Annotated in this window: 14 protein-coding genes and 1 tRNA gene; 8 read left to right on the forward strand and 7 right to left on the reverse strand. The window is 39.5% G+C overall.

Annotated features, from left to right (window positions below; genetic code table 11):
- Positions 1 to 6: 6 nt before the first annotated feature.
- Both J0A69_RS20035 and J0A69_RS20040 read right to left on the reverse strand, forming a co-directional pair.
- On the reverse strand, positions 7 to 1,029 hold the full coding sequence (locus J0A69_RS20035) for a ThuA domain-containing protein (RefSeq protein ID WP_206588411.1): 1,023 nt from the start codon (positions 1,027 to 1,029) through the stop codon (positions 7 to 9).
- Positions 1,030 to 1,093: 64 nt separating this feature from the next.
- Positions 1,094 to 1,972 carry a phytanoyl-CoA dioxygenase family protein gene (locus tag J0A69_RS20040; protein WP_206588412.1) on the reverse strand — a complete coding sequence of 293 codons (879 nt, stop codon included), beginning with the start codon at positions 1,970 to 1,972 and terminating at the stop codon, positions 1,094 to 1,096.
- Between the two features lie 197 nt (positions 1,973 to 2,169).
- On the opposite strand from J0A69_RS20040, the gene J0A69_RS20045 reads away from it, so the two are divergent.
- Positions 2,170 to 3,582 carry a Gfo/Idh/MocA family protein gene (locus tag J0A69_RS20045; RefSeq protein ID WP_206588413.1) on the forward strand — a complete coding sequence of 471 codons (1,413 nt, stop codon included), beginning with the start codon at positions 2,170 to 2,172 and terminating at the stop codon, positions 3,580 to 3,582.
- An 83-nt stretch (positions 3,583 to 3,665) separates the two neighbouring features.
- Here the strand turns inward: J0A69_RS20045 and J0A69_RS20050 are convergent, their stop codons facing one another.
- On the reverse strand, positions 3,666 to 4,700 hold the full coding sequence (locus J0A69_RS20050) for a PorP/SprF family type IX secretion system membrane protein (RefSeq protein ID WP_394369897.1): 1,035 nt from the start codon (positions 4,698 to 4,700) through the stop codon (positions 3,666 to 3,668).
- A gap of 94 nt (positions 4,701 to 4,794) precedes the next feature.
- On the opposite strand from J0A69_RS20050, the gene J0A69_RS20055 reads away from it, so the two are divergent.
- The 6 genes from J0A69_RS20055 (at position 4,795) to J0A69_RS20080 (ending at position 20,245) form a co-directional block, all read left to right on the forward strand.
- Entirely contained in the window at positions 4,795 to 10,302 is a 5,508-nt protein-coding gene (locus tag J0A69_RS20055; protein ID WP_206588415.1) for a T9SS type B sorting domain-containing protein, read from the forward strand.
- A gap of 1 nt (position 10,303) precedes the next feature.
- Complete coding sequence (gene yaaA, locus J0A69_RS20060; protein WP_206588416.1) at positions 10,304 to 11,056, forward strand: peroxide stress protein YaaA; 753 nt, start codon at positions 10,304 to 10,306, stop codon at positions 11,054 to 11,056.
- Positions 11,057 to 11,211: 155 nt separating this feature from the next.
- Entirely contained in the window at positions 11,212 to 14,658 is a 3,447-nt protein-coding gene (locus J0A69_RS20065; RefSeq protein WP_206588417.1) for a T9SS type B sorting domain-containing protein, read from the forward strand.
- Positions 14,659 to 14,771: 113 nt separating this feature from the next.
- Positions 14,772 to 17,507, forward strand: a complete 2,736-nt coding sequence (locus J0A69_RS20070) for a hypothetical protein (protein WP_206588418.1) — start codon at positions 14,772 to 14,774, stop codon at positions 17,505 to 17,507.
- Between the two features lie 121 nt (positions 17,508 to 17,628).
- On the forward strand, positions 17,629 to 18,858 hold the full coding sequence (locus J0A69_RS20075; protein ID WP_206588419.1) for an MFS transporter: 1,230 nt from the start codon (positions 17,629 to 17,631) through the stop codon (positions 18,856 to 18,858).
- Between the two features lie 31 nt (positions 18,859 to 18,889).
- Positions 18,890 to 20,245: a glycoside hydrolase family 140 protein gene (locus J0A69_RS20080; protein ID WP_206588420.1), complete on the forward strand. Its 1,356-nt coding sequence runs from the start codon at positions 18,890 to 18,892 to the stop codon at positions 20,243 to 20,245.
- Here J0A69_RS20080 and J0A69_RS20085 read toward each other — a convergent pair.
- Together J0A69_RS20085 and J0A69_RS20090 are read right to left on the reverse strand one after the other, a co-directional pair.
- Positions 20,242 to 20,490 carry a YgdI/YgdR family lipoprotein gene (locus J0A69_RS20085; protein ID WP_206588421.1) on the reverse strand — a complete coding sequence of 83 codons (249 nt, stop codon included), beginning with the start codon at positions 20,488 to 20,490 and terminating at the stop codon, positions 20,242 to 20,244. The genes J0A69_RS20080 and J0A69_RS20085 overlap by 4 nt on opposite strands.
- Positions 20,491 to 20,703: 213 nt before the next feature.
- Positions 20,704 to 20,777, reverse strand: a tRNA-Arg gene (locus tag J0A69_RS20090).
- Positions 20,778 to 20,956: 179 nt separating this feature from the next.
- On the opposite strand from J0A69_RS20090, the gene J0A69_RS20095 reads away from it, so the two are divergent.
- Positions 20,957 to 21,694 (forward strand): porin family protein, encoded by a 738-nt coding sequence (locus J0A69_RS20095; RefSeq protein WP_206588422.1) that lies wholly within the window; start codon positions 20,957 to 20,959, stop codon positions 21,692 to 21,694.
- A gap of 70 nt (positions 21,695 to 21,764) precedes the next feature.
- Here the strand turns inward: J0A69_RS20095 and J0A69_RS20100 are convergent, their stop codons facing one another.
- Both J0A69_RS20100 and rpoN read right to left on the reverse strand, forming a co-directional pair.
- Positions 21,765 to 22,388 carry a PA-phosphatase gene (locus tag J0A69_RS20100; protein WP_206588424.1) on the reverse strand — a complete coding sequence of 208 codons (624 nt, stop codon included), beginning with the start codon at positions 22,386 to 22,388 and terminating at the stop codon, positions 21,765 to 21,767.
- Positions 22,388 to 23,842, reverse strand: coding sequence for an RNA polymerase factor sigma-54 (gene rpoN / locus J0A69_RS20105; protein ID WP_206588425.1), 1,455 nt, complete (start codon positions 23,840 to 23,842; stop codon positions 22,388 to 22,390). Before rpoN ends, J0A69_RS20100 begins: the two co-directional genes overlap by 1 nt.
- Positions 23,843 to 23,970 lie beyond the last annotated feature (128 nt).

The raw sequence follows: 23,970 nt of genomic DNA on the forward strand, positions 1-23,970 counted from the left end.
CAAATTTTATTTAAAATCCTCCACTTTCATCCCCTTTCGAAAGCTATCGAAGCCAAACATGGTTGGTTCGTAGTTCCCAACAATATCAACCGAAAGCTCAGGAGTGATCACATCCGACATTTCCAGCAACCAAAAGGAAGCGTTTAAAATCAGTCGTCTCATATCTTCGCTTTCAAAGTCAAGTGAAGATCCTAAAGTACTGCCAAAAACTGTCCCGCTCTTTCCGCCTTCCAGCGAATATTCCTTGGTCCAGGCAATAGGCATAATGGATTTATCATACATCAAAGGTGCTTCCGCGGTCATTCCAGCGGTTGATTGTCCAAAAAGCAAGACGTTGGCCGAAGCTGGGAGATTTTTGATGGAATACACATCGGTTGGAGCCCAAATATCATCCACACCCCGAAGAATCGGATGATCCGCATCTCTATCCACTCCATCTACTAATGCACGGGTTCCTTCAGATTTGTGGATTCCATGGTGCGCTACCCAAGTTTCGCCTACGACCTGTTGACCAAAACCACCTTCCCAACCTGGGAATTTACTATTATAAGTCCATTTGAAATAAGGTGAATCTTTATCTTTTATTGCAAAAGGGTGTGTGGACGTCCGAAGGGCTATAAATGGTTTTCCTGCTTTAAAATAATCCTCCAGATGCTTCATTTGATCCAAAGGCAGATCCCTGAAACGGATCAGCATGATCATCAAATCTGCATCTTTTAAATGTTCTAACCCTGGGATGTTATTTTGAAAACTTGGAACAATGTCTCCGGTACTTGGCTCTATTGGAAATAAGACCGTCGTCGTGAACCCATATTTTTCAGAAAGAATTTTGGCCAACATGGGCATGGATTCTTCAGAACGATATTCATCATCACCCGAGATCAGCACAACTTTTTTACCTTTTCCGGGACCTGATTTACCCTCGAATTGAAGAAAAGTTTCACCATTTTGAGCACAAGCCAAAGAGATGGTAAATGGTAATATAAGCGCAATTAAGGCAGCTATTCTCCTTATAAAAGTGGTTTTCATGGTATTTTGGATTTGATTAGGGAAGAAATAAAAATAATAACCCCAATCCAAACGATTTTAGAGATTAGGGTTCTTGATGCTTAAAAATCAAAGGAAAAAACTTTCCATCCATTTTTTCTCCTTTTGGAATGACCGGAACACCTTGGAGCAAGGGCTCATCAGAATCCGAAACTGTACCATCAGCAAAGACATTGAGTACGAAAGCTCTTCTGGAATAATCCGAGGTATTTGCAAAACTGCCATGAACCATCAAAGGATGGTGGAAGGTGGCGTATCCAGCTTTTAATGGAACTGAAACCGGATTAAAAGAAGCCAGTTGCTCAGGATTTAGCATCGTTTTAAGTCCGTCCATTTCACCAGCTAAAGCCGGTTTGTCAAGCAAACCCCAGCGATGACTGCCTGGAATATAATTCAAACAACCATTTGCGTCGGTGGCATCATCCAATCCACACCAACAGGTAAGATGCTGCATTTTCACAGTTCTGGTCCAATAGGAGTAATCCTGATGCCAAGCGACATTCCCTCCATGTCTGGCAGGTTTGCAAAAAAGTTGGTCATGCCAAAAGCGAACGGATTTATCCCCTAATAATTGGCTTGCTGCCATAAGAAAAGCCGGATTCCATATCACATCATGAAATGCCGGATGAATTCTCCAATGGCCTAAAGAATGGAAAAGTACTTTGTTGGGATCTGAAGATTCATTGCTATGGAACTCATGAAACAAATGATGCATCGGGTGTTGAGGATCAGCCACTTCATCCAAAGCAGCTTTCAATACATTAATCTGATCTTCGTCCAATAGCTTTATTCCTGAAACATAGCCATTCTCATGAAAAAACTCCACTTGCTCTTTGCTCAGCTTATATTTTTCCCATTCTTCAGTATTTTTTGGTTGATCAAAAAGATCAGTGAGGGGTTGAGAATAATCAGAAAGATCTCTCATAATTTCAACAGCGTTAAGTTTTATTGAAGTTAAAAAAAGTATATGAGGAAAAGATGAAAGGGATTAAAAACGAAGAAATTTTCCGAAATCCATTCCGTTAGTTTTAAGTTCGGAAGGGGCTTTGCAAAAGAAATTTTAAGCTATTATTTCTTACTTTTTGCCTGAGATTAAGAAAAGAACCCATTAATAATCAAGATATGAATCAAAAGAGAAGACATTTCCTGAAAGCCAGTGCACTGGGGATCGCAGGGGTATCCTTTATACCTTCCTTCGTTCTCGGAAAACCACTGGGCTACGTGGCTCCAAGTGACAAAGTCAATCTGGCTTGTTGTGGAATCGGAAATCGAGGAGGAGAAATCATCAAAGCCCTTCACGCTACAGGGCTGTGTAATGTAGTGGCGCTTTGCGATACCGACATGGGAGCTCCACATACATTGGAGGTCATGAAAATGTTCCCAGATGCCAAAAAATTCCAGGATTTCCGCGTGATGTTTGATGAATTCGGAAGCGGATTTGAAGCGATAACAGTCGGAGTTCCTGATTTTGCGCATTTCCCTATTACCATGCTGGCGATGTCGGAAGGCAAGCATGTCTATGTCGAGAAACCAATGGCCCGAACTTTCAACGAAGTCGAGCTGATGATGAAAGGTGCCAAAAAGCATAAGGTAGTCACTCAAATGGGGAACCAAGGGCATTCAGAAGGAAATTACTTTCAATTCAAGGCTTTCGTAGATGCTGGAATCATCAAAGATGTGACGTCTATGACTGCCCACATGAATAGCCGAAGAAGATGGCATGGCTGGGATCCAAACATTAAGAGTTTCCCCCCTGCCGAGCAAATCCCAAGTACTTTGGACTGGAATACCTGGTTGATGGCAAGAGATCATCACGATTACAATAAAGATTTCATTAATGGTCAGTGGAGATGCTGGTATGACTTCGGCATGGGAGCTTTAGGCGACTGGGGAGCTCATATCATGGACACAGCCCATCAGTTTTTAGACCTTGGGCTTCCCTATGAAGTAGACCCTATTTTATTGAAAGATCACAATGACTTTTTCTTCCCAATGTCAACCACTTTATCCTTTAAATTTCCAAAAAGAGGTAAAATGCCTGCAATGGAAATTAATTGGTATGATGGATTAGACAATATCCCTCCTGTTCCGGAAGGTTATGGGGTTTCCGAATTGGATCCAAACATTCCACCACCAAGCAATGGTCAGATCCAGCCTGCAAGACTGAATCCTGGAAAAATCATTTATAGTAAAGAGTTGACTTTCAAAGGTGGATCTCACGGAAGTACGCTTTCGATCATCCCAAGTGAGAAGGCCCAAGAATGGGAATCAAAACTTCCTGAAGTTCCTGAAAGCCCTTCCAACCATTTTGCAAACTTCCTAAAAGCCTGCAAAGGTGAAGAAGAAACCCGTTCTCCTTTTGAGATCGCTGGTCCTTTGAGTCAGGTCTTTTGTCTAGGAGTTCTTGCCCAGCAAACTGGAGAGAAGATCCTATTTGACCGTAAAAAGAAAGTTGTCACCAACAATGCAATGATCAATGAAATGTTGGTAGGTGATCCTCCAAGAAAAGGTTGGGAAGAGTTTTATACACTTTAAAAAGACTCGCATTAAAAATAAAAAAGCTGAAACAATTCCTGTTTCAGCTTTTTTTTTGTCTATAAATTAAGTGTTCTTTCTTATTAGAATTTTGGACAAGGGAGAATGGTATCTCGTCTATTTGGTTTTCCTTCGTATTTGTTTGGAAGGGTCCAAGACAAACTAAGCTCATGTGCTCCACCAGATTGAATTCCAAGCTGGGAAACCGTATAATCAAAGCTATATCCGATATTCAATCCGCTAAGTAAATTCACTCCTACCATCATCACAATAGCATCACGATTGCTTTGTTCTTCAACAGGTTTATAAGGAAGACCTCTATACCAAAGGCCAAATACAATAGGTTCTACATAAAAATATGCTCCTACATCCAACTGCTCAAACGGCCCCTGTCTCTTATAATTTATAGTTGGAGTCAAATATCTCTGACGACGCATGTGCGTAAAATCCTGTCTCATACTTCCTTCGCCCAAGTCGAAACGATAGCCAGCATGCAAAGAGAACTTGGCTGGTAATTTACTGACTCCATCTAAGAAAGATTGGTTAGGCTCGTTAACATGATGTGCTGATACCCCCACCCAAAAATCTTCGGTGAAAAACATGCCTCCTAAGGACAAGGAAAGCATATTCACAGGATCTCCAAGTCCAGCCAAATCAGTCCCTGGGAAAATCGGTCCAAAAGGATCATTGGGATTAATCTGATTTGCAAATACTAAATTTTCATAGAAACCAATCTCTCTTCTGATATAAGAAGCTTGAAAACCAGGACGAAAATAGGCGTTGTCACTGATTTTTAATTCGTAAGAATATAAAGCAGAGATAGTGGTTGATCGCAATTTGGAAGCTCCCTCTGTGTCCTGCATAACCATTACACCGATGCCAGAGTTATAATTTGGTAAGTAAGTATCGTAGTATGCAGAGAAAGTCTTGAACTGCGCATCAATACTTGGCCACTGGTTGCGATAATTAAATCCAATACGTCCAGTTAATTCAGCCCCTGCCATCGCTGGATTTAGATAAAGAGGGGCTGCATAATATTGGCTATATTGTGGGTCTTGCCCATAGGCATTAAACTGCAACAATAAAGTGCAGATTGAAAAAAAAACAATAAAAGCCAGAGACCGTAACAAGGTTTTGTTCGTTTATTTGAATATTCAGTTGGCTTTTAAAACGATTAACCTCTTTGGTTGTTTTAAAAGCAGTTCGAAAATTATGAAAAGCAACCCTAAATCCATAAGGTTCAAGTATATTTTTACCCTATTAGCTCTATTTACACTTTTAGGAATAGAATCAAAAGTCTTTTCCCAAGGTTTCAATGAAAATGAGTGGATTTTCGGAAGTTGCGACACTGGTGCCAGTAATTATTTGTCATTTGGCAAGGGTGGCTCACCAACGGTGCAATCTTTACCAAATACCGTGCTACTTGGTAAAAACAATAGCGCAATTGCAATTGATCCAATTACGGGACAGCCACTCTTTCAGACAAATGGGGAATTAGTCTACGATTTTAGCCAAGCCCCCATCGAAGGTTCAGCACCTGGCTTGAATGGAAATGTTGACAGCGCGCAACAAGTCGCAACAGGTTTTTTGGAATACGATCCGAACGGGAATAAATTATTCTACATTTTTTACATCTCACTTGGCGGTGAACTTCAATATTCCCTGGTGGACATGAATGCTCCAGGTCAGGCAACTGGAAATGAAAGACCTTTGGGTGAAGTGATTTCCAAAGACATTAGCATGGGCAATGCTTCCGGAGCGCTACTTGTTGTGAAGAGTTCTTCTTCACCTTCTTATTTGATAAGTTTTAATGGAGGGAATTTAGTATCCCAAAGATTAGATGCCGGTGAGGGAAATTTCACCACCACAGACACTCAAAGTTTACCATTTATGCCTGAAAGAATCATTTTCAATGAGGAGACCGGCAAACTGATTTTAATTCCTGCAGACAGCAGTGACCCGATCACTGTGATGGATTTCAATACCGGAAGTGGAACCTTTAGTAACCCTACCCCAATCAGCAATATTACTGGTTCTGGAAACTACGGTGGAGCAGATTTTAGTCCAGACGGAAGTTATATTTATTATTCTTTGGGAAATCAACTATTCCGAGTTCCTGCGGATAATTTATCTGCGGCTCCTGAAGAAATTCCTTTAACTGCTGGTTTGGAAGCGGTGTACGATGTGAAAGTTGGTCCGGATGGGAGCTTGTATTATATCTACGAGGAAACAGCCGGAGGACCTCAGTTGATTGGAAGAGTCACTAATCCTGATGAACCGGATTTAAGTCTTTTTACTTTGGAAGAAGATCCATTTATGGGTGCTGATTTTTGTGGGAGGATTTTCCCTGTTTTTGCTCCCAATGCTGATATCAACCCAAGCGTGGATTTCACTTGGGATCCAGAAATGCCCTGTGCAAACAATCCAGTTCAGTTAAATAGCACTGTCACTCCAGAAAATTACAGTCCAGCAAGCTATAGCTGGGAATTTAGCCCACCTCTTACCGATTCTGATGGCAATCCCATTGATGCGGATTACACACAACAGCACTTCTTGATTCCTGCTGATGCAGCACAAGGAACTGATATCACGGTAACTCTGACAGTTACATATGAAGATGGAGAAACCCAAACCTCCACCAAAACCATTCCTCTGACTGAAAACAACCTAGAAGCAAATTTCACTCCTTCAGACACTACTTTATGTATGACCTGTATAGATATTGGGCCTCTTTTGATGGCACAAGCTGCGGGTCAGGATGGTGAAGCTCCTGATACTGGGGGAGGCTCCAATTACGAATATTTCTGGTCTAATTATAGGGATGAAGGGTGGGGAACCAGACAAGAGAATGAAGTTTGTTTACCGGGTTTATATTGGGCTTTGGTTAGAGAACCAGGTTCATCTTGTTATGCCTATGCAGAGATCAGAATCAAAATCTGGGACATGGATGATCAAAGCAATAACATCTGGTATTTTGGAGATGGGGCTGGGTTGGATTTCAATCCTGATCCAGATGATCCTGATGCTCCTACTCCAAGACCGATCGCCAACAGACATCCACAAAATATCCCTGCAGGAACGACTACCATTTCGGACCAAACTGGCCAAGTACTATTTTTTACAGATGGGGCAACTGTATGGGACCTGAATGGTAATGTGATGGAAAATGGCGATTCCATTGGCGGAGATAATACTTCCAGCCAATCCGTACTTGCTGTCCCAGTTCCTGACGAACAAACGCTCTTTTATTTATTCACTACCCAACAATCTTCAAACGGCACGAATGAAGTCAGCTATTCTTTAGTTGATATCAAAGCCGAAAATCAAACTGGTGTTGGAAATGTAGTTACCAAAAATAATTTCCTTTTCAGCCCATCCACTGAGCATACCGCTGCTTTCAATGCAGGTGACACTACTTGGATGATGTTCCATGAACTAGGAAACAATACGTTTAGAGCCTACCCAGTCTCTTCCTTGGGGATTGGACAACCTGTTTTAAGTTCTGTTGGAAGTAATCACGGATTCAACTCAGGAGTTGGGGCGATGAAGTTCAATTCCGATGGGGACAAAGTGGCGGTTACTATTTCAGAAGGAGGATGTAACAAGCTGGAAATTTTCAACTTCGATCAAGATACCGGAGAAATGACAGAATATGCCCGGATTGATTTGGGGTGTGATGGAGATGTCTATGGTTTGGAATTTTCGGAAGATGGAGATAAAGTATTGGTCTCCTTTAGAAATGGTGGACCTGGGATCCAGGAATTCAATATAAAACCTGTGGATAACGATGATCCAGATGCCGCAGTCTGCCCTTCTTGTTTCGATGGGGCAAGCACCAGAGCAGAAATTGAAGCTTGTATTAACAGTACCAAAAAGACAGTAAGTCAAACTTCAGGACTGGATTTAGGAGCTTTGCAAATAGGCCCTAACGGTCAGATTTATGTGGCTGTAGTTGGAGATAATAGGATAGGTCAAATCAATGTTGGAACAGGATGTAATTCTTCAAGCACTTTTACTTTAGACGGAGTAGAACCAATGCCAGGAACATCCAATCTTGGTCTTCCCTCTTTTGTCCAGAATTCTGGAAGCTCAATTCCAGAGCCTGCACTTTCAGGGCCTCCGAGAATTTGTTTAGACCCGGACTTGGGAGGCGGAGCTCTTTTCGAAGGTGCTGGCGAGCCTGATATTGATAGTTATTTCTATACAATCACCGATGAAAATGGTGTAGTAGTGCTGGATAATTTTGGTGGACCAGGTGATCAGTTCCAAACCTATGAACATATCTTCACTGAACCTGGACTATATACTGTTGACCTAAGAGTTGATCGATGCGGAGATCCAACTTACTATGAAGCAAGTATGGAAGTACGGGTTGATGCTCCTCCAGTTTTAACGCTAGTTGATGATGTTACTTTATGTTCGGGAGCACCAGTTACTTTGACAGCAATCGACGGATATGACCCAGCTGAAGGAATCTATGACTTTCAATGGACAAATGCTGCAGGTCAGGTTTTTGGAGATGAAAACTCAAATGAAATCACTGTTGAGGAGGAAAGCATTTACACTGTGACCGTTTCTTACAGACTTCCTGAAGGCCTTTCTGAAGAAGAAGCATTGCTTTATGAAACCTGTCCTTCGACTGCTGAGGTTTTCGTTGGTCCTGCATTTGAATTTGATTTGACCCAAACTTCAACAGAAGTTTGTTACGAGGAAACAACGGTAGTTTTTGCTCCAAACACTCCTATTTCCGGCGAATGGTTTTATACATTGGATGGTGATCCTAACAGGACCTCTTTGGGAGTATTTTTCGAATTGGAATTATTCATCAATACACTTCCAGGTCCAGGCCAATATGAAATCATTTTTGTCACACAAGATCCAATTCTGGAAGGCTGTACTGTAGAGAAAAAGCTGGACTTAATCGTAAATGAACTACCCATATTTACGGCTGTTCAAACAACTCCAGCCACTGATTGTAATTCGGCGGATGGATCTTTTGAAATTACCATGCAGGGTACGGCGCAGACTTTAACAGTTTTGGAAACCGGAGAAACCTTCTCCAATATTTCTGCAGGCAATACCGTATCTGTAAGCAATTTGCTTCCTGGGGTGTATACCATCGAAGCAGAAAACAGTTTTGGATGTCTATATACCGGGACAGTCACCATAGAAAACAGTAATCCACCGGCAGGTTTTGAATACACAGTTTCAACTCAAGATGAAGTCTGTAGTCCTTTGGGTGTAGAAAATGGGGTTCTTATCATAGATTTCACAACATCTCCTCAATCTGGAAGCTATACTGTAACAAGACAAGGGGACGGACAGGTTTTCACAGGAACATTTACAAACACCTCTCAAGTCTTGATAAATGTACCTTATGGTGAATATGCTGTGGAGATCCAAGATCCAACCAATTGTGCGATTCCTGATCCTGACATTTATACGATCAATCAGAAGTTCCAAGTGGTATTCTCTGTGCCATCAGATTTTACCGCCTGCGAAAGTTTCACCTTTACACCAGATTCTCCAGAGACGCTTAATTATACGGTAACCAATATTTCCGGAGGTACTGTAGCTCCTAATGATGATGGAAGTTTTACAATAACCCAGAGTGGCACCTATACAGTATTAGCAGAAGATCCGACGGGAGAGGATTGCCCGAAGGAGCTAGAAATGATCGCAAACATTACCCAGCCTATTGACTTTGAGGTTTCAGAACCAATCATTGATTGTCAAGTAGGTGTCAGGTATGAAGCCATTTTGAATAACGCCCTTCCTGAAGATGTTATTTTCCTATGGAAAGATGAGGGAGGAATCATTGTCGGTCGCTCACAAACATTTACTCCAAGCAGATCCGGAAATTATACTTTAGAGGTTCAGCCAATCGCTGGAGGTCTTTGCCCAGTTGATAAAAAACCATTTGAGGCAGTAGTCTTGACCGAAAGTCTTGAAGTGGCACTCGATGTGGTTCCTTTCTGTGCGGATCAAACCAGCACCACCATTACAGTTGTTGCTGATTTGAGTAATGTGGCAGAAATTGAATGGTATTCTGTTCAGGGAAATACGCGAACAAGGATTCCTGCTTTTGACAATCTTCCTATCATTGAAGTATCTCAAGAAGGCACCTATGAAGTTTTATTGAGAAGTGCTGCAGGATGTGATTTGGGAAGAGCAAATGGAGTAGTTGCCAAATCTGTTATTATTCCACCTGTGATACCTACTTCAATTACGATCTGTGCTTTAGAAGGAGTAACCGAGAGTATAGATCCTGGAGATTACGATAATTATTCTTGGCAGTTAAATGGAGAGGAAATCTCTCAGGACGCAATATTCACTCCTACCTTGCCAGGGATTTATACGCTTGTCGTTTCTGACAACCTGGGCTGCGAATACATTGCTACCATGGAGGTTATTGAAGATTGCGCTCTTAAAATTTCTTTTCCAAATGGAGTTGTCTTAGATGATCCAACAAGAAATTTCATTTTGTATGCCAATGAATACATAGACTATGTAGAGGTTTATATTTACAACCGATGGGGTGAATTGATCTTCTATTGTAATCACGAAAATGTGGAACCGGCTCAGGCATTTTGCCCTTGGGATGGACAATTGAATGGAAAATTTGTGCCAAACGGAACATATGCAGTCGTTGTGAAGTTGACTAGTGAAGACCAAAATATCACTCAAAAAATCACCAAAGCGATTACAGTAATTCAATAACATGTTAATACTTATTTCCCCTGCTAAGACTTTAGACTACAGCGTCCCCACATTAAAAGACCACACATTACCAGATTTTCAAACTGACGCACATTCTTTAGTTAGGATCATGAAAAAGAAATCTGCCAAGGAAATTTCCAGTTTGATGAATATCAGTGATTCTCTTGCCACGCTGAATGAGAAGCGCTACAAGACTTTTCAAAAGGAATTCAATTTTGACAATTCCAAACAGGCATTGTTAGCATTCAAAGGAGATGTATACACCAAAATAGAAGTTGAGGAGTATACGGAACATGATTTTGACTTTGCACAAAATCATTTGAGAATACTTTCAGGTTTATATGGACTTCTTAAGCCTTTGGACTTGATCCAACCTTATCGCCTTGAAATGGGAACCAAGCTAGAGAATAAAAAAGGAAAGAATCTTTATGAATTTTGGGATAAGAAAATAGCAAAGGCAATAAATCAAGTAGCAGAAGGTAAACCTATTGTTAATCTAGCTTCGCAAGAATATTTCAAAGCTGTTGATCAAAAAAGCCTCAAGTCAAAAGTGATCACGATCCACTTCAAGGAATTTAAAGATGACAGTTACCAAGTTGTAGGCTTTTTTGCAAAACAGGCAAGAGGTATGATGACTAATTATGCAATTAAAAACAGGATTACAGATCCATTGCAACTCAAAGCCTTTAATCAGGAACGTTATGAATTTTCTGAGAATCTGAGTTCAGAATTTGATTGGGTATTTGTTAGGTAAATAATCTAATTTTAAGTTGTTCCAGAGGCTGAAATCAGTCTCTGGATTTTTTTTGGCTTGTATTAAGTAGTAGCTTAGAGGTCTGATTCTCACTCTTTTTATATAAGAAATTGGATTTCGTCAGAAAAAAATCAATACGAGTTACTATTCCCCTAATGCTTCTTGCAATAGTAAGTATTGGTTTGTGCTTTTCTTATGTTATAGCGAAAAACCCAGAAAACAGAGACTTTTCAAACAGCAAATTAGCAGACCCTGAACTCATTGGGCCTGAAAAACTATGCATGGTGTTCGGAAGTGTTATTGGTGAATTCTCCGGTGGGGGCAATCCAATTGAAGATGTTTATTCTTGGGTAATCAAAGATGCTTCGGGTACAAAAGTGTTTTCAAGAAACGGAGGATATCCAACGATTACTTATACCTTTTCTAAACCTGGTAATTATTCAATTGAACTTCAAGTCAACCGAGGCATAGAATTTTTCCCTTTACTCAAAAAGAACATATCGGTCCTAAATTCTCCAGAAAGTAAACTAAATCCGAATTATCAAATTTGTGGAAATGATCCATTGTCTCTAACAGCAATTGATAATTCTGACCCTGAGACACCCTTATTTACTTTTGAATGGCGGGATGAAAATGACCAAATCATTGGAAATTCAAACACAATAAATATTTCTACTCCTGGAACATATTCTGTAGAGTATTATATTTTGAATTCTCTTGGAGAAAAAGACTGTACAAGAACATTAACAACAACAATTGTTGATTCATCTGATTTTGAAGTTCTAAGTGATCAAGATATTTTATGTCCTAATCAAACTGTCAATTTTTATTCAGACTCAGGAATTATTGGAGATTGGTATTACCAAAAAGTAGGCACATCAGATAAAATCTTTATTGAAACAAATTCACAAATAATTATCAACCCAAATGTCAATTTGGTGGAGCCAGGAGAATATGAAATTATCTTAGAAGTAACTAATGATGACGTTTCTGGTTGTGTTAATAGTAAATCCAAAGTTTTAACCTACTATCCACTACCAGATTTTACTGTATTAACACCTATAGCTTCTAGTGGATGCAATGTTCTTGATGGAAAAATTAGAATCCAAGCGATTACTGACTTAGACTATGTGTATATAGAAGGGACTTTTTATCAAACACCTTCAATTAAAGCAGGAGAAATTTTTGAAATACCCAGCTTAGAATCAGGAGCTTACAACTTAATTGCTGTTTTAGGAAATTGTATAAATTCATATGCTTCTGTTGTTCCACTTTCAAATCCCCCAAGTGATTTAGAGTATCAATTGATTGATGATTTTGGAGAATCTTGCTCAGAAACAGGTAAGTTGAATGGAGGCGTTTCATTGAATTTCATTAACGGTAATCAAGATGGGTACTACCGCGTTTTAAATGAAAAAGGAGGTACTTTTACAAGCGATAGTTTTTTAAATCAAGACACCATTCCTATCTCTCTCCCAGGAGGACGTTTTGTGATTGAAGTATTTAATCTTGATAGTTGTAATGTTCCAAAAAAAGAATTCATTGAAATCCCTGGAAAAGATCAAGTCTCTTTTATAATTCCCTCAGAGCTTTCTATTTGCCAATCCTTTGATTTGATCCCTGAAACCTCTGAAGATTTGGAATTTACATTAACCAAACCAGATGGTAGTGTGGAAATCAAACTAGCAGGAGATGGTTTTACTTTGGATCAAGCGGGCACCCACATTCTTCTTGGGAAAACAAGAACAGCAACAGATTTTTGTCCAACATTAAAGGAATTCAATGTTAAACTAGTTGATCCTGTTGAATTTGAACCAAGGCTTGTCCAGGAAAACTGTTTTGGTACCCGAACATTCGAAGCAAACATTTTTGGGAGAGATCCCTCAACTGTCATTTTTACTTGGTATAATGAATTAGATGAAATTGTTGGAAGAGGGCAATATTTATTCCCAACTTCCCTCGGTGAATTTAAACTAGATGTTCAACCAGCAAATAGCGCTGCCTGTCCGATCCCTCCCAAAACCTTTCTGATTGAGGAACCAATTCTTGAAGTTGATGTGACACTTACAAGCACTAAACTCTGCGAATTGGGACCAGGGGCAGTTCTTAATTTAGAAAGCACATTTCCTGATGAGATCACTGATATCAATTGGAGGAGGTACGATGCTTCGGGAGCAATAGAAAATCTGGATCAATTTAAAGATCTCAAAGAAATTACAGTTTTTGATGATGGCGTTTATGAGGCTTCGGTATTCAGTATTATCCCAGAAATCGGGAAAGATTGTGAACTGGGAAGAAACTCGATTGAATTAAATTTCACTTTAGATCGAGTTGAATTTACAATTCCTGATTCTCTTTCTATCTGTGAAACATTTGATATCATTCCTGAAACTACACAGCCGCTGCTATTTGAACTGACTCAACCGGATGGATCTATTGTACAAAAGAATGCTGGAGAGCCCTTTACACTAGATCAAAATGGAATCTATAGCCTCTATGGATATGACCCAGAAGTAAGCTCTCCAAATTGCCCGGAAATCAAAGAATTTTATGTTCAGGTTAACCAGCCTATCCCATTTGAACCCGTTTTATTTAGTGAAGATTGTAATGGTGTCAAAGTCTATCAAGCAAAACTAACCGGAGCAACAGCTGCCGACGCAAACATTTCTTGGTACGACCCAAATGGAACGCTTGTCGGAACAGATGAATTCTTAACCTTAGATAATGTTTTTGGAACTTATGCTTTAGAAGTACAGCCAAAAAACAGTGAGCGGTGTGATTTATCACCGATGGAATTTGATGTTCCAGAACCAATTTTTAATGTAGATGTAAGCCTAATAGCAGCGGCTTTATGTCCTGATGCACCTGATGCAGCTATCTCTATTGAAACAGATTTTGATAAAGTAACCTTTATCGAATGGTGGTTTACGGACCTCAATGGAAACCAAACAGAATTGACCAACCAAAAAAATAAACCAGAGATTTTAGCAACTCAAGAAGGTACTTATGAAGCAAGAGTTTTTAATAATGTTCCTTGTTTGATAGGTTCTGATCTAGTTTTACTTACTAGAAGTATGGATCAGGTTCGGCCTATTGTTGAGGAAAGTTATCAGGTATGCCCTCGCTATGAAATTGCTCCTAACATTAACCCTGGAGATTTTGCAGCCTACGAATGGTACCACGAAGACAAATTGGTTTCGACTAGTGCAGCCTATAAGCCTTTGCTTGTTGGAAATTTTGAATTGATTGTTTACAGTGCTGAAGGATGCGCGTATTCTACAACTTTTGAGACATTGGAAGAATGCGAGCTGAAAGTGGTATTCCCGAATGCTATTGAGCTTGATAATCCGGATAAGAACTTTTTAATCTATACAAATTACCTAGTAGATGAACTTGAACTATGGATCTTTAATCAGTGGGGTCAATTGATCTACCATTGTAAAAACACAGAGCTGATAGATGAGGAATCTACCTGTGCTTGGGATGGCACTCTAAATGGGGAAAAAATACCCAATGGGGCCTATTCTATTCGAGTAAACTATAGAAATTATGCTAAAAACATCAATGAAGAATACCTAGGATCATTGATGGTTATCGAATAGCAAGATTTTTAAGACTACCTTTTTCTTTGGAATATTTTTTGCCTGCTTAGCACAGAATAAAATTGTAATGGCAAAAGCGCAATTTTTGCCCCCACCCTAAAAGAAATAAACCCTTGTGTGCTAAGACTCAATTTCCTGATTGGAAGATTGGGGTCCTCTTCGTTTGGATTGTTTTGTTTTGCTGCCAAGCTTCATTTGCAGCAGAGCTGATTTCATTCGAAAGAAATTTAAACCTCCTTTCTGAAGAATATGCGGACCTGCAATTGGATGGTCCTGAAAACCTATGCATGGTTGCTGGAGGAGTATTAGGCACATTCAATGCCGGTGGTGAACCAGGAGATGTCTATGAATGGACAGTGACTAGAGTTCCTTCAGGAGAAATTCTAGAGCAGAAGTCAAGTGGCCAGTTAGAAACATTCAAATTTTATTTTTCAGAAGTTGGGGATTACAATGTCAATCTAAAGGTAAGGCGCGGAACAGATGCTAATTTTTACGAAGAAAACAAACCCGTTCGTGTTGAAAAGGGCCCTGATTTAGCCCTTCTGCCTGATTATTTACTTTGCGCTGGTTCTACTACATTGTTAACAGCCTTAGACCCAAATACTCCAAATTTATCTGATTATGATATTACTTGGTACGCACTAGACAATGATGGAGAACGTGTTGAATTAGGGAAAGGAAATGAATATGAAACCTATAATGCTGGATACCATATTGTTGAGTTATTTAAAACCAATGCAGATGGAAGTCAGGCATGTTTAATTACCGGTTCTACCTTTGTAGGCCCTCCTATTGATTTCCAAATTATTCCTTCATCCACGACTATTTGTGAAGGGGAATCTATTCAGATTGGTTTAGACACTCCACTTTCTGGTGAATGGTTTATTCAGAAAGATTTTACGGGTGTGAGAAGTTCTGCAGGAGAAGGTTTTGAGATTGAATTTAACTCTAGCGAATTATCAGGCCCTGGACTTTATCTTGTTACATTTCAAACAACGAATGAAGATTTTCCAGACTGTATCTCAGAAAGGATAATTGGTTTTGAATTGAAAGAATCTCCTTCTGCTACTACTCAGATTTTAGCACAACCTAGTGATTGCTCAGCATCAAATGGAAGCTTTCAACTGACTTTAGACACAGATGTAGACGCACTTTATATCCCTGAATTAAACATTGTAGAAGGCCCTTCAGCTTCAGGAACTTTAAAGACCTTTTCCAATCTTTTACCTCAGGTATATTCCATTGTATTGGAGAAAGATGGTTGCCAAACAACAAGCTTACTAAGTATAGATGCGGCCCAGTCTCCTACGCAACTTTCACCTGTTTACACCATAATTTCTGAAAAATGTAATGATAATGGAGTGGATCCAGGATCGATTACCCTTGATTTTGGGACTGCAATCACAAATGGCAAATACAGAATATTGACAGAAGGAAGAGGAGAAATTCAATCTGGCGCCATTCCCGATTCAGGCTCAGTAACAGTTAATCTTTCGAATGGAAACTACCTTTTTGAAGCTATTGTAGGCGATTGTACCTATCCTATAGAGGCGTTTGAAATAATAGACGCACCGCAGGTTAGTTTTACCATTCCGACGGAGTTGAATATCTGCGAGACTTTTGAACTGATTCCAGATACAGGTCAAGATTTGATATTTACATTGACTTTCCCTGATGGCTCCACCCAAGTGATTGAGTCCGGAGATTCTTATACTTTAGTAGATGCTGGATCCTATTCCATTTTAGGAGAAACCAAAGACCCTAGTTCTCCGCTTTGCGCCAGAACTATTGCCTTTACAGCTACCTATTCAACAAACATCACTTTTGCTCCGGTTTTGGCAGTAGAAAAGTGCTTTGATCCCATCAAATACGAAATTGAGCTCACAGGAATCCCATTAGAAGAGGCAAGTATTCGTTGGTATAATGACCAAGGTAAAATTGTAGGAAGAGGAGCTGAATTTTACCCTACCAACTTAGGATTCTATTCCCTTCAAGTTCAGCCTTTAAAAAGTGGTTATTGCCCAGTGGAACCAGTTTCGTTTGAAGTAGTTCCTCAGATCGTAGCCGTACCGATGGAATTAGAAGCAACCAAACTTTGTCCAAGTCCAAGTATAGGATTAGTGACGCTGGCTACTGATGAAGAAGAAGTCTTCAATACAGAATGGATTTATTACGATTCATTAAATAATCGAACTGAACTGGCCCAGTTTAATGGGCAATTTGAAATTGAAGTAGATTTAGCTGGAACCTATGAGGCCATCGCTTACAACGAATTGGGCTGTGAAATCGGTAGAGGATTGGTAGAAGTTGAAGCAAGTGAATTTACTACTCCTCCTGCTGTTGAAGATTCATATGCATATTGTACGGTAGAAAACAATAGGATTCCAGCAATCGATCCAGGAGAATATGCTACTTATGAATGGTATTTTGAGGACCAGCTTGTCTCTACTGCTTCAACTTATAAACCTGAACAAGTCGGAAATTATCTTCTGGTAGTAACTACCGAAGATGGTTGTGAATTCACCAAGGAGTTTACCACTTATGATGCTTGTAAATTTAATGTTGTCTATCCCAATGCTATGATTCTTGGGAATCCAGATAAAGACTTCAGAGTCATCTTGAGCGAAGGCGTGAATGAAGCGGAATTATTTGTCTTGAATAGGCAAGGAGCATTGATATATCATGACCTTACTTCTGAAATACCAGTTGAGTCACCTGTATTGCAGTGGGATGGAAAAGTAGGAGATCGGTTCATACCTGAAGGCACCTACGTCTTGATTTTACTTTTAAGAAATGAAGAATTTGGTTTTGAGGACAAGCTAACCAGCTCACTTTTAGTGTTACAGTAATTTTTATATTAGGATAGCTGAAAATATTATATAATTGGAAAAGCCCGAATCCAATATTTTTCCTATTTTCAAAGCCATATCTTTAACTTAAATCTGACCCTGTAACCAAAATACCTAGCTTATGACTCAAACCATCAACAAAAGTGCGCTCTTCAACGCAAGCTGTTTCGCACTTATCACCACTGCATTTACCTTCGCAATCCGTGCGGGAATCTTACCTCAACTTGGAGAACAATTTGGATTAACCGGAGAGCAACTAGGCTTCATTAACTCTATGTGGTTTCTTGGATTCCCAATTTCCATGATTCTTGGAGGCCTGTTTTACCATGTAGTTGGTCCTGCTAATATTATGCGGATCGCATTTGTGATGCACACTTTAGGGATTGTCCTGACCATTTATGCTGGGGGCTACACCACTCTTTTATTGTCCACATTATTTATTGGATTTGGAAATGGTTGTACTGAAGCGGCGTGTAATCCAATGATTGCCGATATGTACACCGGTGTCAAAATGAATAAAATGCTTAATAGATTTCACATGTGGTTCCCTGGAGGTATCGTAGTCGGAAGTTTAATTTCTAAATTCATGACTGACTTCGGTGCTAGCTGGCAAATGCAGATGTGGGTATTGATGATTCCTACAATCATTTATGCAGTTTTATTCTTTGGAAAAACTTTCCCAAAACCGCATGCAGACGAGGCGATGTCTATCTCTCAAAACTTAAAGGCAATGATTTCTCCGGTTTTCATATTCCTTTTTGTAGCGATGTCGATTACAGCAATCACCGAATTTGGAACCACTCAGTGGGCTGAAGTAATTTTGAATAATTCAGGAGCAAGCGGAATGTTGATTCTAGCTCTGACCACAGGCGTAATGGCAGTTGGAAGATTCTTCGCAGGCCCTATAGTAGCTAAACTTGGTCAGACAGGAGTTCTATTAGGTGGAGCAATTTTAGCAACCATCGGTATCTACATGTTTAGCATCGTTACTGGCCCAATGGCTTATATTGCAGCTGTGATTTTTGCTGTAGGAGTTTGTTATTTCTGGCCGGTAATGGTTGGAGCAACTGCACAGAGAGTACCTCTTAGTGGAGCGCTAGGAATGTCAATTATAGGTGGAGTTGGTATGTTCTCTACTGCAATTTGGCAACCTGTTATTGGAAGCTGGATCGATGATTCCAGAGCAGCAAAAGCTGCTGAAGGTCTTTCAGGAGATGCACTAGAGCTTGCAGCAGGTCAAGCAACTCTTCAAAATCTGATGTTGTTCCCAGCTGTATTAATTGCACTGTTTACAATTTTCTTTTTCTGGCAAAAAGGTTCAAAACCAGCGGCGACAGCAGCAGCACATTAATTTAAACAGCAGCCTTCGGGCTGCTTTTTTTATGTCTAAATCCTTATCTACATTCTTTCTTGTCTTACTTCTCTTCCAAGCAAATGCTCAGGAGAACCTACCCAAAGTACTGGTTCATCCAGATCAAAAATACTTGATGACAGCCGATGGAAAACCGTTCTTTTGGCTGGCAGATACAGCTTGGGAATTATTACATAGGCTTGATCTTGAAGAGACAGAATTCTATTTAGAAACTAGAAAAAAACAAGGCTTTAATGTCATTCAAGCTGTAGCGCTGGCTGAGTTGGACGGAATCAATGACCCTAATGCCTATGGAGAAAAGCCATTTAAAAGCCTTCAAACTTGGGAATACAATGAAGCTTATTTTCAGCATATAGATCAAGTTTTTAAGCTTGCTGCAGAAAAAGGCTTTTACATAGCTTTTCTTCCGACTTGGGGAGATAAACTTTTCAAAAACTCATGGGGAACCGGGCCTGAAATTTTCACTCCTGAATCGGCCTATAATTATGGCAAATGGATTGGAAAGCGATATAAAGATCAAACCAATCTTATCTGGGTTATTGGAGGGGATAGAAACCCAAGAGAAAATTCCGAAGATATATATGTCTGGAATGAAATGGCAAGAGGAATAAAAGACTCAGGAGCAAGCCAATTAATGACATTTCATCCGCAGCCATCCTCTCCAGGAGGAAGCTCCAATTGGTTTCATCAAGAATCTTGGTTGGATTTCAATATGCACCAGACAGGACACTGTCCTAATCAGCCTACTTATCAAAAAATATTGCATGATCTTTCTCTTTCACCTACTAAACCAAGTATTGATGGAGAACCCATGTATGAGGAGCATCCAAAATGTTTTAATGCTAAGGAACTAGGCTATAGTGAAGCTGCTGATATCAGAAGAATCATGTATTGGAATGTATTTGCAGGGGCGGCAGGTCAGAGTTATGGATGCCATGCAGTCTGGCAAATGTATGATTTGGATAAAACTCCGGTCAATGCACCTTTGAAGCCTTGGAATCTATCGTTGGATCTTGAAATGGCCAATCAGGTGAAGCATCTTAAAGAAGTGATTTTAAGTAGAAATTACTTCGACAGAATCAATGACCAATCTTTAATCGCGAATTCTCAGGAAGATAATGATGAGTTTGTTGTTGCCTCTCGAGGCAATCAAGGAGAATATGCCATGTTTTACTTTCCAACAGGTAAAGAAACAGCTCTCGATCTCAGCAATTTACAAGGCGAAAAATTTGAAGGAAATTGGTTTGATCCTAGAACAGGCGTGAGTTTTGGTTCGGTGATATTAGAGGGTAAAAAAAATATAGTAACTCCTCCAAGTCAAGGAAGAGGAAATGACTGGGTATTAATCCTGGACTCGATAAATTAATTTCCACAGGTATAGGAATCATATTCTTCCTTAAAAAGGGACCAGATCTTTCCATCCTCATCCCGGTAAGTGATCCCGCCGTACCGCTTTGAAACTTCAATGCCTCCGTTCGTTTCGATGATTGACCCATCCTTTAGCGTTATTTGGCAAGGACCATCAAACTTTTGAACATCCACCAATTTGGTGTCTTCAAAAAGACTACAGCTCACAAATGCCAGAAATAGTAAAGGGAATATCTTTTTCATGAATAAATCAATCATTCTAAAGAATGAACTCTAAAAATGCTTAAAAAATTGTTCTAATAAAACTGAAGGTCCCTTTAGAAAATAAAAAAAGCTCAACCGGTGGGGCTGAGCTTTGTGACCTCGTCAGGATTCATCCCGATAGCCATCGTGGACTGAAACCTCTTTAACGTCTCTATGGAAATAAAAAAGCTCAACCGATGGGGCTGAGCTTTGTGACCTCGTCAGGATTCAAACCTGAAACCTCCTGAGCCGTAATCAGGTGCTCTATTCAGTTGAGCTACGAAGCCGAAATGGAATGCAAAGGTATCTAAAATTAGATTTTTTCCAAACACTTCGATTTCAGAAAAGTAATTTTTCTTTTAAAATCCTTTCTATTCCTTAAGAATAATTAAGAGTAAAAACAGGGTAAATCCTTGGGGATTTCCTATTTTTGCCCGCGATGAATGATAAATTCTATCCCGAATTAATGAAAAAAATATACACTTTGTTGGTCGCTTTGGTAGTATTCCAAACGGCTTTTGCTCAAGAAACACCAAAAACTCCAATTGGTGGCAGACCAAATATCCCAAGCGATCTGGTTTTTGAATTTGGCTTCAATCAGCTTAACAACAGACCATCTACTATGGGACTGGACTTTTTTAGTTCAAGAACATTCAATGTTTATTACCAGCATCCTATCAATATTTTTGGAGAGAATTCTGGTTTTACTATGAATCCAGGAATTGGTGTGGGAACAGACAAGTACGCATTCAAGGACAATCAGAATTTGGTAAATAATCCTGAATTGGGAACTGAATCGAGCCAACTTGTAGACCTGACTGAAATTTATGGGGATAACATTCGAATCAAAACAAACTCCCTTGCAGCCAATTACTTTGACATTCCAGTTGACTTTGTTTACCATATCAACAAAACAAATTACACCAAGGGTTTCAGAGTTAGTTTGGGAGCCAAATTCGGTGTTCTTTATGAAGCTCATACGAAAAACAAATTTCAAGATGCGGATGGTCTAAAAAGAAAAGTTAAAGACACGCAGAACTATGGACTTGAGAAATTTAGATATGGGTTGACTCTAAAAGCAGGATCTCCTGGCTTTTACACCTGGATTTATTATGGTTTAAACAAAACCTTTCAAGCTGGACAAGGTCCATTTGCTACTGAAGCTACCCAAGTGAATTTTGGAATTGCAGTTAATGTATTCTAAGAATTCAAAAACACATAAAAAAAGCCGAGTTAAAACTCGGCTTTTTTTATGTCCTTTACCGACAGTTTTTTTACCAAGAATAGATGTATAGAAATCCCACAAAGCAGCACACGAATCCATAAAAAAAGCCGATGTACGTTTCTAATGGCTTATGTGCATTAAGATATAGTCTTGAAGTACCAACGATTCCAGAAAGAACCAAAGCCCCTAATAGCGGATACAAAGGCATAAAAGTAGCGAATTTGATTCCTAACACGATTACAATCGCGACTAAGCCACCCATTCCTGTCATATGAGCAGACATTTTCCAAAAGAAAGTAACTACTGTCAACCCAACGATAGTTAATGAAATCAAGGCTAATACCTGCCAAAGAACTGGATCGATTTCTACCTTTTCATGCAAAAAATAAGTGGTCATGAGGAAATAGATACAGGTTATCACAAAAGGAATGACCCTGTCTTTTATTTCAACCATATGGATACTTTTAATCGTACCACTGAGTCGCAATCCGAAGATGGTAATCATCGGAATTGCCAAGGTAGAAAGCACCACTAATAATAGAATGGTGCTTTTTATTTCTAATGGAATGCTACTGGCTTCAGGTACCAAGTAAAGAATTAACCCAAAAACAAGTGTTGGAATCAATAAGGGCTGAAAAACTACAGAAATGAAAAGGGCAATGTATCTGAGCACTATAATTCTTTCCTTAATCTGGCTACTGGAATCTGCAATTGTTCTCTATACTTCGCCACGGTTCTTCTGGCGATATTATAGCCCTTTTTATTCAGCATCTTCACCAATTTATCATCAGAAAGCGGTCGCTTTTTATCCTCTTCATCAACCATTCCTTGCAACACTGACTTAACTTCCCTATTACTCACATCTTCTCCACTGTCTGTTGCAATTCCTTCAGAGAAGAAATATTTCAAAGGATAAACACCAAACTCAGTTTGAATTGCTTTGCTGTTAGCGACTCTGGAAACAGTTGAAATATCCATGTCGATTCTCTCAGCAATATCCTTCAAGATCATAGGTCGCAAATTCGTTTCATCACCATCAATAAAGAACTCTTTCTGATAGTTCAATATTGCTTCCATGGTTCTCAATAGGGTATTTTGACGCTGCTTTATGGCATCAATAAACCATTTGGCCGCATCTAATTTTTGTTTAACAAAAGTGACAGTCTCCTTCAGCTTCTTGTCTTTCTTATCACTTTTATCATATGCATCAAACATTTCAGAATAGGATCTTGAAATCCTAAGTTCTGGAGCATTTTTGGAGTTCAGACTAATTTCCATTTTTCCACCAGTATTGGTCAGAATAAAATCAGGTATGATGTATTGAGTCCTTACCAATCCATCCGCAACTCCTCCTGGTTTTGGATTTAGCCTCGTGATCAAGTTGACCGCATCTTTGGTCTCCTCATCTGTCAGATCACATTTCTTCTGGATTTTAGAATAATGCTTTTTCGTAAACTCATCAAAGCAATCATGGATGATCATCAGGGCATGAACTACTGTTGGATCATCCGGATGTTCTTTCCTTTCAAGCTGTAGGGTCAGGCATTCCTGTAAATTTCTGGAAGCAATACCTGCTGGATCAAAAGTCTGGATCTTTCTAAGGATCTCTTCTAACTCGTCAATATCTGTTTCTATATTCTGGCTAAAAGCCAAGTCATTGATAATAGCTTCAAGATCCCTTCGGATATAGCCATCATTTTCTATACTTCCGATTAGCTGTTGTCCGATGATACGCTGGCGATCATCTAGTTTTAGAAAATTGAGTTGTGATACCAATTGCTCATGCAAGGATGACTGGCTGGAAATCGGCATCTCTCGATCTTCCTCATCAGGATTATAATTTCCATCTCCTTGCATTTTATATCCCCCATATTCATCATCCAGGTAATCGTCGATATTTACATCCCTGTCATCAGATATGGATTCTTCCTCATAGTTATCTTCAAACTCATCTTGAGTACTCTCAGAATCTTCTTCTTTTCCCTCCTCCAAAGCGGGATTAATCTCCAATTCCTCTTCAATTCGAGTGTCTAATTCAGCAGTTGGCACCTGCAGCAATTTGATAAATTGTATCTGCTGAGGAGATAGTTTTTGAGAAAGTGACTGGCTAAGATTTAGCTTTTGCATTTGTAATCAGATAAAACCTGCATTTGGGTTCAAAAAAGGACTTTTCTTTTGAAAAAGCCCCTATGCCAAAGTTAGGAAAAACGAGCAAATTTTTGATAAAAAGCTTATTTAATCGTTTTTTTGCATTC

This window comes from Algoriphagus pacificus (assembly GCF_017254845.1).
Taxonomy (GTDB): domain Bacteria; phylum Bacteroidota; class Bacteroidia; order Cytophagales; family Cyclobacteriaceae; genus Algoriphagus; species Algoriphagus pacificus.

Coding starts and splice junctions, on each gene's coding strand:
- rpoN (WP_206588425.1), bottom strand. CDS start 23,842: ATGCAAAAGCTAAATCTTAGCCAGTCACTTTCTCAAAAACTATCTCCT.
- J0A69_RS20080 (WP_206588420.1), top strand. CDS start 18,890: ATGTCTAAATCCTTATCTACATTCTTTCTTGTCTTACTTCTCTTCCAA.
- J0A69_RS20035 (WP_206588411.1), bottom strand. CDS start 1,029: ATGAAAACCACTTTTATAAGGAGAATAGCTGCCTTAATTGCGCTTATA.
- yaaA (WP_206588416.1), top strand. CDS start 10,304: ATGTTAATACTTATTTCCCCTGCTAAGACTTTAGACTACAGCGTCCCC.
- J0A69_RS20095 (WP_206588422.1), top strand. CDS start 20,957: ATGAAAAAAATATACACTTTGTTGGTCGCTTTGGTAGTATTCCAAACG.
- J0A69_RS20045 (WP_206588413.1), top strand. CDS start 2,170: ATGAATCAAAAGAGAAGACATTTCCTGAAAGCCAGTGCACTGGGGATC.
- J0A69_RS20085 (WP_206588421.1), bottom strand. CDS start 20,490: ATGAAAAAGATATTCCCTTTACTATTTCTGGCATTTGTGAGCTGTAGT.
- J0A69_RS20065 (WP_206588417.1), top strand. CDS start 11,212: ATGCTTCTTGCAATAGTAAGTATTGGTTTGTGCTTTTCTTATGTTATA.
- J0A69_RS20055 (WP_206588415.1), top strand. CDS start 4,795: ATGAAAAGCAACCCTAAATCCATAAGGTTCAAGTATATTTTTACCCTA.
- J0A69_RS20040 (WP_206588412.1), bottom strand. CDS start 1,972: ATGAGAGATCTTTCTGATTATTCTCAACCCCTCACTGATCTTTTTGAT.
- J0A69_RS20075 (WP_206588419.1), top strand. CDS start 17,629: ATGACTCAAACCATCAACAAAAGTGCGCTCTTCAACGCAAGCTGTTTC.